A 12,505-nucleotide genomic window follows, 5' to 3' on the forward strand; every position below is an offset into this window, starting at 1 on the left:
ATGATCCCGCAGGAGATCATTCGCCGCAAGCGCGACGGCGCGGTGCTGTCCGATGAGGATATCCAGGCGTTCATCGCAGCCCTTGCGGCGGGCAAGCTCTCCGAGGGGCAGGTCGGCGCCTTTGCCATGGCCGTGTGGTTCAAGGGGATGCGCCGCGAGGAGACCGTTTCGCTTACCATGGCGATGGCGCGCTCCGGCGACATGCTCGACTGGAGCGATCTGGACCGCCCGATCGCCGACAAGCATTCGACCGGCGGCGTCGGCGACAATGTCTCGCTGATGCTGGCGCCGATCGCGGCGGCCTGCGGGCTGGCGGTGCCGATGATCTCGGGGCGCGGGCTCGGCCATACCGGCGGGACGCTCGACAAGCTGGAATCCATATCAGGCTATACGGTTACCCCTGATGCCGTGCTGTTTCGCAAGGTGGTGCGTGAGGCGGGCTGCGCCATCATCGGCCAGACGGCGGCGCTGGCGCCTGCTGACGGCAAGCTCTACGCGGTGCGCGACGTGACGGCGACCGTCGATTCCATTCCGCTGATCACCGCCTCGATCCTGTCGAAGAAGCTGGCCGCCGGGCTGCAGACGCTGGTGCTGGACGTCAAGGTCGGCAACGGCGCCTTCATGGCCTCATCCGAGGAGGCCGAGCAACTGGCGCGGTCGCTGGTCGAGGTCGCGAATGGAGCCGGGCTGAAGACGTCGGCTGTCATCACCGACATGAACCAGCCGCTGGCAGATGCCGTCGGCAACGCGCTGGAGATCCGCAACGCGATCGCGTTCCTCGCGGGCGAGAAGAGCGGCACGCGGCTGGAGACGGTGGTTCTCGCCTTCGCGGCCGAGATGCTCGTCCAGTCGGGTGTCGCATCCTCGCGTGAGGGTGGCGAGGCGCGGGCGGCCGAGGCGCTGTCATCTGGTAAGGCGGCGGAGATATTCGGGCGTATGGCGCATATGCTGGGCGGGCCGTCCGACCTTCTGGAGAAGCCTGACAGCCATCTGCCGGCTGCCCCAGCCATCCGGCATGTCGTGGCCAAGCGCAACGGCTGGCTTGCTGCCTGCAACAGCAGGGATATCGGGATGAGCCTGATCGATCTCGGTGGCGGGCGGCGGCATCCGGATGACCGGATCGACCATCGGGTCGGGTTCAGCGATATCCTGCCGCTCGGCACGCGCGTCGAGCGCGGCGAGCCGATCGCCTTCGTGCATGCGGCGAGCGGTGATGCGGCGGAGATAGCGGCTGCGGCGTTTCAGGCGAACTACGTGATCGGCGACAGCGCGCCGGCGCTGCCACCAGTCATTTCATCGCGCTTCTGATCGATTACTGCTTCATGCTGAGCGAGCCGTCGGCGACCGCATAGGAGGCGAGCTTCTTCAGGAAGCTCATGCCGACAAGCGTCGAGGACAGGGCCTCGTCCTTGAGGACGAAAGCCTCGACATCGCGCACGCGGATGCCGCCGATCTCGACGCGGTCGAGCATGATATGCGCGGCCTTGGTCTGGCCGTTGGCGGTGTTGACCGAATAGCGGAAATCGAGCTGGTTGGCGGTGTAGCCGAGACGGCGGGCCATGGTCTCGTTGAGTGCGACATAGGTGGCGCCGGTGTCGATCAGGCCGGAGACCGACTTGCCGTTGATGCGGAAATCGCCGGTGTAGTGGCCCTGCTGATCGGCCTGCAGGCGCATGCTGGTGCCATTGCCTGAGATTGCGGTCGTGGGGGTGGGATCGATCGCGCCGGAGACGAAATTGGCGGAGATCGGGCCTTCCGGGCGCGTAGGCGTGCTTCCGATGAAGGAAGGAACCTGTGTGGCAAGCACCGCGGCGATGCCTGCGAATATGACTGTACGCAAGAGCATGGAAACAGAAATCCTTCCTGTATAAACCGTGCATCATGCGCGGCCGTATCTTTAGCAGCTAAGCCACAATTGCTGAAAAGTTGCTAACGGCGGAAGGAGATAAGGCCTGGAAACATAGTCCAGGCCCCATGTAACATTTCAAATGGTAAACGGCTCGTTAATTACTTCGTGCCGTACATGCGGTCGCCGGCATCGCCGAGGCCGGGCATGATATAGCCCTTCTCGTTGAGATGGCTGTCGATCGAAGCCGTGTAGATCTTCACGTCGGGATGGGCCTCCTGGAAGTTCTTGATGCCCTCGGGGGCGGCAAGCAGGCAGAGGAAGCGGATGTTGGTCGCGCCGCGTTCCTTCAGCTTGTGAATGGCGGCGATCGAGGAATTGCCGGTCGCTAGCATCGGATCGACGACGATCATCAGGCGTTCGTCGAGCGCTTCGGGCGCCTTGAAATAGTATTCCACCGGCTGCAGCGTGTCGTGATCGCGGTACATGCCGATATGCGAGACGCGGGCGGAGGGGACCAGCTCCAGCATGCCTTCGAGCAGGCCGTTGCCGGCGCGCAGGATCGACACGAAGACCAGCTTCTTGCCTTCGAGGATTGGCGATTCCATCGTCTGCATCGGCGTTTCGATGGTTGCCATCGTCAGCTCGAGATCGCGCGTCACCTCGTAACACAGCAAGGTGGAGATTTCGCGCAACAGCCGGCGGAAGCTGCCCGTCGACGTTTCCTTGCGCCGCATGATGGTGAGTTTGTGCTGCACGAGCGGATGATCGATGACCGTTACGCCGTTCATGGCCGAGCCCTTTCTTTGGCTGTTCTTATAGCATGTTTCTTCCACGGAATTTGTCTCCGCCGCAAGAGCGGAGGGCAAATTGCCCCTATGATCCCCAATCTGGGATCCCCAATCCGGCCCCGATCGGGACGGATCAGAGCCTGCCCAGAAGCTCACTACGGGTGGCTTCGTCGACGAAGGCGGCCTCGATGCCGGTGCGGGTGATCGCATCGATCTCGGCGTCGCTGAAGCCGAAGACGGAGGAAGCGAGCTCGTATTCCCGCTCGAGCGAGGTGTGGAAGAAGGGCGGATCGTCGGAGCTGATGGTGACGCGCACGCCTTCATCTTTCAGCGCCCGCAGCGGGTGCGACTGGAAATCCGGGAAGACCTTGAGCGCGATGTTCGAGCCCGGGCAGACCTCCAGCACCGTGCCGAGATCGACCAGCCGCTTGACGAGATCTAAGTCCTCGATAGCGCGCACGCCGTGGCCGATACGGGCCGGGCGAACGGCATCGAGCGCATCGGCGACGCTGAAGGCGCCGCAAACCTCGCCGGCGTGTATGGTGAGGCCGAGGCCGGCGTCGCGGGCGATGTCGAAGGCGCGGGCATAATCCGCCACGCGGCCCATGCGCTCCTCGCCCGCGAGGTTGAAGCCGGTGATAAGAGGGTTGCGGGCGCTTGCGGCATATTCGGCGGCGCCGATGACGCTCTCGGGACCGAAGTGGCGTTCGCCGGTGACGATCAGCCGCGCCTCGATGCCCGATGCTGCCTTGGCGCGGCGGATGCCCTCGCACACGCCTGCGATATAAGCGTCGGCGCCGAGGCCGATGCGCTTGCCGTGATCGGGCGAGACGATGAGCTCGCTGTAGATCGTGCCGATCGCGGCGAGTTCGGCCAGATAGGTTTCGGTCAGCAACGCATAGTCCTCGTCGGTCTTGTAGACCTCGGAGATCTTGTCGTAGCACTCGAGGAAGCTTGCGAAATCATGCCAGACATAGGCGCCGTCCTTCAGATAGGCGCTGATGTCGATGTTGTACTTGCGGGCCTGCGCCAAAGTGAGCGCCGGGGGCGCGGCACCCTCCAGATGACAGTGCAGCTCGACCTTCTTCAAATGTGACGTCAAAGAAAACTCCTCCCGTGCGGGCCGGCGGGGATACGCAGGTGCTGCGCGATGGTCTCGCCGATATCGGCGTAGCTCGAACGAATGCCGAGATTGCGCGGGCGATGGCCGGGACCGTAGGCGATGATGGGAACCCGCTCGCGGGTGTGGTCGGTGCCGCGCCAGGTCGGGTCGCAGCCGTGATCAGCGGTAATGATGACGAGATCGCCGGGCTTCAGCTTGCCGCCGACTTTCGACAGGCGCGCGTCGAAGGCCTCGAGAGCCGCGGCATAGCCCGGCACGTCGCGGCGGTGGCCGTAGAGCATGTCGAAATCGACGAAATTGGTGAAGACGAGATCGCCATCCTCGGCGACATCCATGGCTTCCAGCGTCGCGTCCATCAGCGCCGCATTGCCGTTGGCCTTGACGACACGCGACACGCCCTGGTGGGCGAAGATATCGCCGACCTTGCCGACGGCATGGACGGTGCGGCCTTCCTTCACCAACCTGTCGAGCAGAGTCGGTTCGGGCGGCGGCACGGAGAAATCGCGGCGGTTGCCGGTGCGCTCGAAGCTCGTCCTGGTTTCGCCGACGAAGGGGCGCGCAATGACGCGGCCGATGTTTTCGCGGTCGAGAAGGGCGCGGGCGATGGCGCAGAAGGTCATCAGCCGCTCGAGGCCGAAATGCTTCTCGTGGGCGGCGACCTGGAAGACGGAGTCAGACGAGGTGTAGCAGATCGGCTTGCCGGTGCGGATGTGTTCCTCGCCGTAGCGGGCAATGATGTCGGTGCCGGACGCGTGGCAATTGCCGAGGATGCCGGGCACTTCGGCGGCGCGGCACAAGGCTTCAACCAATTCGGGCGCGAAGGCATCGCCCTCGGTCGGGAAGTAGCCCCAGTCGAAATTGACGGGCGTGCCAGCGATCTCCCAATGGCCTGATGGCGTGTCCTTGCCGCGGGAGACCTCGTTGGCCGAGCCGAAGCTGGCGTAGACCTTCTCGGCCATCGGCATGCCCACGGGGACCTTGCCGGATGCCGCCTTGGCGAGATGCAGGAGGCCGAGCGCGGACAGGTTCGGCAGCTTCAGCGGTCCCGATCTCAGGCCCTCGCGGTCGCCCAGGCCGGCGGCACAGAATTCGGCGATATGGCCGAGCGTATCCGCCCCCTCGTCACCATAGGCGGCCGCATCCGGCGCGCCACCGACGCCGAAGGAATCCATCACGAATAGAAAGGCACGCGGCATGTTTCACCCGACACTAAAAAGCTGGCGCGCCGGATTGCCGGCCGCAGGGTCACAAGCCTTATAACGGAGACGGGAGGATGGCAAATGCGAGCGCGGCGCGGCCGTGCTCAGCAGTCGCTGCAGAGCACGTTGTCGCCCTGGCGCTGCCGGTAATAATAGGTGCGGCTGATGGTGAGAGTGCTGTTGTTCGGCATGAGATTGGGCGCGAAGAGGAACAGCTTGTAGGGTATGGACAGCTCTGAGCGGACGAGGAAGCTGTTGGCCTTCTTCAGATCGGTCGGCACGGTCACGGCGGAATTGACCGTGTAGGGGCGGCTGTTGTCCTGCGCCCAGGACCATTTGACGGTTGGGTTGGCGGCAGCATCGATCTGGATGCCTGTTATCTTCAAGCTCAGCGTCGTTCCGGCATTGTAAGGCACGAAGATCGCGGCTGCGGCATTGGGCATGTCCGCGAGCCAGGACTTCGTCACGGTCTGCTGCTGGGTGACGATATCCGCCACGGTGGCGGCTGCACGCGAGGCGCGCTTGCTGACGCTGAGACCGATGGTGATCTCGAAGGCGCCGACATAGAGCATCACGAGGATCGGGAAGAGAATGGCGAACTCGATCGCACCCATACCATCGCGGTCACCCGCGAAGCGACGAGAAAGGGCCTTTAGCTTGGTGATTGCGCTGCGGATCCTCATCACGGGTATTGCTCGTTCTGGAACGCGGCGGTTGCGACAATCAGGAAGTAGGCCGAGGATCCGTCGGATGGCCTGACATTAGAGATGTAAGGGCGGATGAGATCGCCGATGACCTGCCATTTGTAATAGGCCCGCACCATGTTGATGGTCCCGGCACCGCCAGGCGCGTATTGAAGCGCCGATGTGTCGAGATCCGAAAAGGTGGCCGTCGATTTCTTCGGGATGGTGGTCGGAATGGCCGCAAAGGTAGAAAACTTCTGGACATCGACGAATAGTTTGCTCGGCGTAGCCGCCTCCGTCGAAGAGCAGGTGATCAGGATCGAGATTTCCTTGCAGAAGGCGGTGCGAAATGCCGTGCGGTCGGTATTGGCAGCCGTGATCTGGCCGGTCCGGATCTTGCGGCTCATCGTATCGACAGCGTTGGACACGAGCTCTTCGCCAGCGAATGCAATGAACGTCTCGATGATCGCGAAGACCACCATGAAATAGGGAATGGCAAGAAGCGCGAATTCGATCGCCGCGGCGCCGTCACGCGAGCGCCTGAAAGCGGCAATGGACCACCGCCGCCTGCATTCGCGCCGATCCGTCCGTTCCGCTGTTTGATCCAATTCCGTCATGGCCTGCATCCGACACAGCTTCGATCACGCACTTTTAAGTGCCGAACGTTGATTTTCCGTTTCAAGCCGGTTCAGAAATTTAACAACAAGTAAAAGAGAACTGTTTGCTCAAGGCCCAGCCGTGGCGGCGCCGGCGCCCGCTGCCGCCGTCGTGTCGCTGTGCTGTTCGCAGTTCGGCGTGCACGAGAGCACCGTGCGCTCGGTCTGGCGGAATACGCGCACCGTGTTGGCTTCATCGATGGAGACGAGAATGCTCTGGTCGAGGATGGCGTTGCCGTCTGCGTCGAGCAGGACGAGATTGGTGCTGCCGAAGCTGCGGCCCGTGAGCACGATGGTCTTGGCGTCGGCGACCGTCGCATCCGCCACCTTGGCATTGCCGACGATGACCTTGCTGACGGGACGATCAAGCTTCAGCACGCGCGCCTGATCCATGTAGACCCTGAGCATCTGCTGCTGTTGGGCGAACGCGGGTGCGCAAGCCGCGGCGGCGGCAAGAACACTGGCAAGGACTAGCCTTATGCCGCTCAATGACATCTGGATTCTCTCACGATCACGACGCTAACTTACCGAGAGCATAGAAAAAAATGGTGCATGAAACCTTAATACCGGAGTGATCCCGTCCATAACGAGACGTTAACGCGTCCCGACCAGTACTGAAATGAGGCAAACTGCTTCCATGAGCGCGGATCAGGTAACGGCTTGAGGCGCCGCCCCATCAGAAATCCCTTATTCAGCAGTAACTTCCGCATGATATTTAAATTTCTACGGAACTACTGAAACGATTACTTACCATAGCGGCTGACTGCTTCTCATTTACACATTGGTAACCCATTTTTTTAAGCCGATTGAAAGAGCGGTTCGTTAGGTTGTGCTCATCCGATCAACGGCAAACAGTTGGCGGACGTGCTGAACATCAACTGGAGTTAGGAGTTATCATGACCAAGCTTGTAAGCCGTTTTCTGAAAGACGAATCCGGCGCGACCGCAATTGAATACGGCCTGATCGCAGCGCTCATTTCCGTAGCGCTCATCACCGGCGCATCGGCGCTCGGCAGCAAACTGAACATCATGTTCAACAACCTGTCGAACACGATCTCTTCCAAGACCCCGACCTGATATCGCCTTCGGCGACACGATATACGCCAGACCTTAACGGGTCTGGCGCTAAACATAGGCTCACGCGAACACGCGGTGGGCCTTTTGTATTAAGGATCGATAGCAGAATGATCGCAGCTTCCGTCTTTGTGATATTCCCGCTGTGCCTCGCAATCGCGGCATTTTCCGATCTGTTCACGATGACGATCCCGAACAGGATCTCCATCATTCTCATTGCGTCTTTCTTCGCCATCGCGCTTTTGACCGGCATGCCGCTTGCCCAGGTCGGCAACCATGCCGCCGGTGCGCTTGCCGTATTCGTCGTCTGCTTCATCCTTTTCGCCACCAACACAATGGGCGGCGGCGACGCCAAGCTCCTGACGGCATCCGCACTCTGGTTCGGCCTCAACCCAGCCATTATCGAGTTTCTGGGCTATGTCGGCATCTTCGGTGGCTTGATCACCTTGATCATCGTGATGATCCGGATGCAGGCGAACACGATTCTCGCGATCGGTCTCCCTGTTCCAAACTCCATTCTCATGGCCAAGAAGATCCCATACGGCATCGCAATCGCGATCGGCGGTTTTCTTGCATTTCCGTCTTCGCCGCTGTTCATGAGCGCGCTGCAGGGCCTGAAATAAAGGCGCTTAAGCGCTTGTTAACCTAAGATCGAAGTCTTTCGTTAACTATAATTACACCAATTGGAGCCAATTCTCCGGAACGAATATTTCGATTCCCTGGGGAACGCTGATGAAACCCGCCCGCATATTGATCCTTGGAGTGGCCGTCGTCGCCGCCGGTCTGGCCGGCGTTCTGGCGATGAGCCTTGCCGGCCGTGGCGGATCGGTCGTGACCCAGGTCCAGCAGGTGGTCGAGAAGGAACCGACCGTCAACGTGCTGGTCTCCAGCGCCAATCTTCCCGTCGGCGCACGGCTCGACGACAAGGCGGCGCACTGGATGGCCTGGCCACAGGGTGGCGTCGTACAAGGTTTCATCACCGAAACCGACAAGCCGGATGCGATCAAGGACCTGCAGGGCGCCGTCGTGCGCATGCCGATCTTCGAAGGTGAGCCGATCCGCGCGGAAAAGATCGCCGATTCCAACAGCCGCATCATGTCGTCGCTGCTGCCCTCGGGCAAGCGGGCCGTCGCAACCGAGATCTCGGTCGCGACGGGCGCCGGCGGCTTCATTCTGCCGAACGACCGCGTCGACGTGATCATGGTGCGCAAGGAGAAGACCGGCGACAAGTATCTGACCGAGACCGTGCTCAATAACGTGCGCGTACTCGCGATCGACCAGCAGGTTCAGGAAAAGGACGATGGCTCCAAGGCCGTGGTCGGTACGACCGCGACGCTGGAACTGACACCCGACCAGACCAAGGTTCTGGCGGTTGCCCAGCAGATGGCCGACCGCCTCTCGCTGGCACTGCGCTCGGTCGCCGACGCCCGCGAGCCGGATACCAAGGCCGCCGACTACCTGCTCAGCGGCGACAACGGTAGCTCCATCGTTCAGGTCATCAAGTCAGGCGCCATCGTCACCGACAGCGCGCCTTCGAAAGCCGAGTAGAGGAAACGGATATGGGCAACTCAACACGGCACATGAAACATCTGATGGCAGGCTGCCTGTCGTTGACGATCGGCTTTACCGGCGTCGCGCCGGGCTTTCTCGCGCCTATCATCGGTGTCAGCACCGCACAGGCGGCCGCCGACGGCATGGTCAACATCACGCAGACTGGCCCCGGCGCACATCGCAGCCTCAAGCTCGGCCTGAAAAAGGCTATTGTCATCGACCTTCCCGTCGATGCGCACGATATTCTCGTCTCCGACCCTGAAATGGCCGATGCGGTGACGCGTTCCTCGCGGCGCATCTACCTCTTCGGCAAGACGGTCGGGCAGACCAACATCTTCATCTTCGGCGCCGATGGCCAGCAGATCGTCAGCCTCGATATCGCGATCGAACGCGACGTCAGCGGCCTGCAGAACAACCTGCGCCGTTTCATTCCCGATTCCAACATCAACGTCGAGATCGTCTCCGATAACATCGTGCTGACCGGCACAGTGCGCACGCCGCAGGACGCAGCGCAGGCGGCTGATCTGGCCGGCGTCTTCCTGAAGGGCGGTGAGGCGACGACGCGCACGGAGACGGCCAGCAGCCAGAGCGGCGGCGACGGATCGGTTGCTCTGTTTGCGGAAAACCGCCAGCAGTCGCAGGTGATCAACCTGCTGCAGATCGAGGGTGAAGACCAGGTCACGCTGAAGGTGACCATCGCCGAGGTTCGCCGCGAGATTCTGAAGCAGATCGGCTTCGACAATCTGGTCTCCAACTCCGGCGGCCTCAGCGTTGCTCAGCTTGGCGCTCCCAGCAGCAGCGCCTCGACCGCAACGCTCGGCGGCGGACTGGCGGCGCTGTTCAAGAGCTCGATCGGCAAATACGATATTTCGACCTACCTGAGCGCACTGGAACAGGCGAAAGTCGTGAAGACGCTGGCAGAGCCGACGCTGACCGCCATTTCCGGACAAGCGGCAACGTTCAACTCCGGTGGTCAGGTTCTCTACTCGACGACCGACAACGACGGCAACGTCACCGTCACCCCCTATAATTACGGTATCAGCCTTGCCTTCAAGCCTGTTGTGCTTTCTTCGGGCCGCATCAGCCTGGAGATCAAGACCAACGTGTCTGAACCGGCACCTTCGGTCAGCGGTTCGGCACCGACCTACCAGCGCCGTTCGGCCGAGACATCCGTCGAACTCCCCTCCGGCGGCTCGATCGCATTGGCGGGCCTCATCCGCGACAACGTCGCGCAGACTTCGAACGGAACGCCCGGCGCCAACAAGATTCCGTTGCTCGGCACCCTGTTTCGCCAGCGCACGGTCGAGCGCGACGAGACCGAGCTCGTCATCATCGCAACGCCTTATCTCGTGCGTCCCGTCGCCCGCAATCAGCTGAACCGGCCTGACGACAATTTCAGCCCGGAGAACGACGGCGCAGCATTCTTCATGAACCGCGTCAACAAGGTCTATGGCGGCAAGACGCCGGTCGCCGACGCCCAGTTCCACGGTTCAATCGGGTTCATCTACAAATGAGCGAAGCGGGATCAGCAATGGCACAACACAGAGACACGCCTATGGCCAAGATCAAGACCAGCGCCCGCCGCCGCGGCTTTTCGACACCGCTTATCGCAGCCGCCGCAATCGCGGCCGCCCTGCTTTCGGGCTGCGCCTCGCGCGACGACCTGACGACGGGCGGCATTCCGGATGATTACCGCCAGCGCCATCCGATCGTGGTGACGGAAGCCGAACAGTCGGTGGACATCCCTGTCGCCTCGACAGACCGCCGGCTCAACACCGCGCAGCGAGACATGATCCGCGGCTTCGCGCAGAACTACGGCTCGCGCGCCACCGGCCCGGTCTACCTGCTGACGCCCGAGGGATCGCCGAACTCCAACGCGGCTCGCCAGCTGCGTGGCCAGGTGCGCGCCGAACTCTCCGCACGCGGCATCGCGAGCTCGAAAATCGTCAACAGCTCCTACGTGACGCTCGACGCCAAGGACGCGGCGCCGATCCGGCTGACCTTCGTGGGCACGACCGCAATGACCTCGCAGTGCGGCCAGTGGCCCAAGGACATGATCAACGACTTCAGCAACCAGAACTACTATAATTTCGGCTGCGCGACCCAGAACAACCTCGCGGCACAGATCGCCAATCCTGAGGATCTCGTCGCGCCGCGCGGCATGACGCCGATCGATGCGACACGCCGCAACGCCGCCATCAAGGAATATCGCGAACGCACCTCGAACATCGAAGACTCCACCAGCAACAATGCTGCCGGCAGCTTCTGATCAGGTCAGGATTGACGATGAGCACGGTTGAATACGACATCACGAACACCGCCGACCTCCAGCAAGCCGAAGAGGCCATGCGCATGGGCGAGTTGGACAACATGCGCCCGCTTCCGCGCATCTCTGTCCACGCCTTTTGCGAGAGCGAAGAACTGCAGCGGGTGATGGAACGCTGCGGCAACGACCGTCGCCTGTCGAAGGTCAGTCTGCGCATCACCAGCGGCGGCATCGCGGCCGCGGCCAACATGTTTGCCAGCGCGCCGACGCCGAACCTTATCATTCTCGAAACACGCGCCAGCAGCGCCGGCCTGCTCAACGAACTCGCGCCGCTGGCAGCGGTCTGCGACCCCTCGACCAAGGTCATCATCGTCGGGTACCACAACGATATCGCGCTCTATCGCGAGCTGATCCGCAACGGCATCTCCGAATATATCGTCCAGCCGGTTGCGATGCCCGACATCATGACGGCGATGGCGACGATCTTCGTCGATCCCGATGCCGAGCCATTGGGGCGCAGCATCGCCTTCATCGGCGCCAAGGGCGGCGTCGGCTCATCCACCATCGCGCATAACTGCGCCTTCGGTATTTCACGGCTGTTTTCGACCGAGACGATCCTCGCCGATCTCGACCTGCCATACGGAACCGCCAATATCGACTTCGACCAGGACCCGACGCAGGGGATTGCCGAAGCGGTCTATGCCCCGGAGCGGCTGGACGAGATGTTCCTCGATCGCCTGCTGACGAAGTGCTCGGAGAATCTCTCCCTGCTCGCGGCACCGTCGATCCTCGACCGCGCCTATGATTTCGACGGACACGCTTTCCAGCCGGTCATGGAAGTGCTGCAGCGCAGTGCGCCGGTGACCGTTCTCGACATCCCGCACGCCTGGTCGGAGTGGACCCGCTCGGTGCTGGCTGCCGCCGATGAGGTGGTTATCTGCGCATCGCCAGATCTCGCCAATCTGCGCAACACGAAGAACCTGATCGACGCGCTGCGCAAGATGCGGCCGAACGACAAGGCGCCGCACCTCGTTCTCAACCAGGTGGGCATGCCGAAGCGTCCCGAGATCAGCCCGTCGGATTTCTGCGAGCCGCTCGAATGCGAGCCCGTCGCCATCATCCCGTTCGACAGCAACCTGTTCGGAACGGCTGCCAATAGCGGCCGGATGATCTCGGAGATGGATCCGAAATCGCCGACGGCCGAGACCTTCTCGCAGCTGTCGCACATCGTTACCGGGCGCATCGCTGTCAAGAAGGCGAGGAAGAGCAGTCTTCTCAGCCTCCTGAAACGCAAGTAGCCCACCAGAAGTGGAATAA

The 12,505-nt window shown here is 61.9% G+C and carries 14 protein-coding genes; 7 read left to right on the forward strand and 7 right to left on the reverse strand.

The annotated features are described in order from the left end of the window. On the forward strand, positions 1-1,308 hold the full coding sequence (gene deoA, locus ACIQUB_RS15540; RefSeq protein WP_402930505.1) for a thymidine phosphorylase: 1,308 nt from the start codon (positions 1-3) through the stop codon (positions 1,306-1,308). Between the two features lie 4 nt (positions 1,309-1,312). Here deoA and ACIQUB_RS15545 read toward each other — a convergent pair whose 3' ends face one another. From ACIQUB_RS15545 to ACIQUB_RS15575, 7 genes are all read right to left on the reverse strand, one after another. After that, a complete protein-coding gene (locus ACIQUB_RS15545) occupies positions 1,313-1,846 on the reverse strand; it encodes a TIGR02281 family clan AA aspartic protease (protein ID WP_113239462.1) in 534 nt (177 codons plus the stop codon). A 161-nt stretch (positions 1,847-2,007) separates the two neighbouring features. Beyond that, complete coding sequence (upp, locus tag ACIQUB_RS15550) at positions 2,008-2,637, reverse strand: uracil phosphoribosyltransferase (RefSeq protein ID WP_047506686.1); 630 nt, start codon at positions 2,635-2,637, stop codon at positions 2,008-2,010. Positions 2,638-2,770: 133 nt separating this feature from the next. Continuing rightward, a complete protein-coding gene (locus ACIQUB_RS15555; RefSeq protein ID WP_113239463.1) occupies positions 2,771-3,739 on the reverse strand; it encodes an adenosine deaminase in 969 nt (322 codons plus the stop codon). Further along, complete coding sequence (locus ACIQUB_RS15560) at positions 3,736-4,956, reverse strand: phosphopentomutase (protein ID WP_402930508.1); 1,221 nt, start codon at positions 4,954-4,956, stop codon at positions 3,736-3,738. Before ACIQUB_RS15560 ends, ACIQUB_RS15555 begins: the two co-directional genes overlap by 4 nt. 107 nt (positions 4,957-5,063) lie before the next feature. Then, the gene (locus ACIQUB_RS15565) at positions 5,064-5,642 is read right to left on the reverse strand and encodes a TadE/TadG family type IV pilus assembly protein (protein WP_113239465.1); all 579 of its coding nucleotides are present in this window, start codon (positions 5,640-5,642) and stop codon (positions 5,064-5,066) included. Beyond that, positions 5,642-6,259, reverse strand: coding sequence for a TadE/TadG family type IV pilus assembly protein (locus tag ACIQUB_RS15570; RefSeq protein WP_113239485.1), 618 nt, complete (start codon positions 6,257-6,259; stop codon positions 5,642-5,644). The genes ACIQUB_RS15565 and ACIQUB_RS15570 overlap by 1 nt, the downstream gene beginning before the upstream one ends. A 108-nt stretch (positions 6,260-6,367) precedes the next feature. Further along, positions 6,368-6,793 (reverse strand): pilus assembly protein N-terminal domain-containing protein, encoded by a 426-nt coding sequence (locus ACIQUB_RS15575; protein ID WP_113239466.1) that lies wholly within the window; start codon positions 6,791-6,793, stop codon positions 6,368-6,370. A gap of 401 nt (positions 6,794-7,194) precedes the next feature. Here ACIQUB_RS15575 and ACIQUB_RS15580 point away from each other — a divergent pair, with 401 nt between their 5' ends. From ACIQUB_RS15580 to ACIQUB_RS15605, 6 genes are all read left to right on the forward strand, one after another. Beyond that, entirely contained in the window at positions 7,195-7,374 is a 180-nt protein-coding gene (locus ACIQUB_RS15580; protein WP_056816236.1) for a Flp family type IVb pilin, read from the forward strand. Between the two features lie 107 nt (positions 7,375-7,481). Further along, a complete protein-coding gene (locus ACIQUB_RS15585) occupies positions 7,482-7,994 on the forward strand; it encodes a prepilin peptidase (protein ID WP_113239467.1) in 513 nt (170 codons plus the stop codon). 109 nt (positions 7,995-8,103) lie between these two features. Beyond that, the gene (gene cpaB, locus ACIQUB_RS15590; protein WP_113239468.1) at positions 8,104-8,919 is read left to right on the forward strand and encodes a Flp pilus assembly protein CpaB; all 816 of its coding nucleotides are present in this window, start codon (positions 8,104-8,106) and stop codon (positions 8,917-8,919) included. A gap of 11 nt (positions 8,920-8,930) precedes the next feature. Then, positions 8,931-10,436: a type II and III secretion system protein family protein gene (locus ACIQUB_RS15595; protein ID WP_113239469.1), complete on the forward strand. Its 1,506-nt coding sequence runs from the start codon at positions 8,931-8,933 to the stop codon at positions 10,434-10,436. Between the two features lie 17 nt (positions 10,437-10,453). After that, positions 10,454-11,191, forward strand: coding sequence for a CpaD family pilus assembly protein (locus ACIQUB_RS15600; protein WP_113239470.1), 738 nt, complete (start codon positions 10,454-10,456; stop codon positions 11,189-11,191). Between the two features lie 17 nt (positions 11,192-11,208). Continuing rightward, on the forward strand, positions 11,209-12,486 hold the full coding sequence (locus ACIQUB_RS15605; RefSeq protein ID WP_113239471.1) for a CpaE family protein: 1,278 nt from the start codon (positions 11,209-11,211) through the stop codon (positions 12,484-12,486). Positions 12,487-12,505 lie beyond the last annotated feature (19 nt).

The organism is Rhizobium sp. NPDC090275, from assembly GCF_044772225.1.
GTDB lineage: Bacteria > Pseudomonadota > Alphaproteobacteria > Rhizobiales > Rhizobiaceae > Rhizobium.

Bases quoted from the DNA above. Each gene is read 5' to 3' on its own strand.
- ACIQUB_RS15565 (WP_113239465.1), bottom strand. From the start codon at position 5,642: ATGAGGATCCGCAGCGCAATCACCAAGCTAAAGGCCCTTTCTCGTCGC.
- ACIQUB_RS15600 (WP_113239470.1), top strand. From the start codon at position 10,454: ATGGCACAACACAGAGACACGCCTATGGCCAAGATCAAGACCAGCGCC.
- ACIQUB_RS15570 (WP_113239485.1), bottom strand. From the start codon at position 6,259: ATGACGGAATTGGATCAAACAGCGGAACGGACGGATCGGCGCGAATGC.
- ACIQUB_RS15575 (WP_113239466.1), bottom strand. From the start codon at position 6,793: ATGTCATTGAGCGGCATAAGGCTAGTCCTTGCCAGTGTTCTTGCCGCC.
- ACIQUB_RS15545 (WP_113239462.1), bottom strand. From the start codon at position 1,846: ATGCTCTTGCGTACAGTCATATTCGCAGGCATCGCCGCGGTGCTTGCC.
- upp (WP_047506686.1), bottom strand. From the start codon at position 2,637: ATGAACGGCGTAACGGTCATCGATCATCCGCTCGTGCAGCACAAACTC.
- ACIQUB_RS15595 (WP_113239469.1), top strand. From the start codon at position 8,931: ATGGGCAACTCAACACGGCACATGAAACATCTGATGGCAGGCTGCCTG.
- deoA (WP_402930505.1), top strand. From the start codon at position 1: ATGATCCCGCAGGAGATCATTCGCCGCAAGCGCGACGGCGCGGTGCTG.
- cpaB (WP_113239468.1), top strand. From the start codon at position 8,104: ATGAAACCCGCCCGCATATTGATCCTTGGAGTGGCCGTCGTCGCCGCC.
- ACIQUB_RS15585 (WP_113239467.1), top strand. From the start codon at position 7,482: ATGATCGCAGCTTCCGTCTTTGTGATATTCCCGCTGTGCCTCGCAATC.
- ACIQUB_RS15605 (WP_113239471.1), top strand. From the start codon at position 11,209: ATGAGCACGGTTGAATACGACATCACGAACACCGCCGACCTCCAGCAA.
- ACIQUB_RS15560 (WP_402930508.1), bottom strand. From the start codon at position 4,956: ATGCCGCGTGCCTTTCTATTCGTGATGGATTCCTTCGGCGTCGGTGGC.
- ACIQUB_RS15580 (WP_056816236.1), top strand. From the start codon at position 7,195: ATGACCAAGCTTGTAAGCCGTTTTCTGAAAGACGAATCCGGCGCGACC.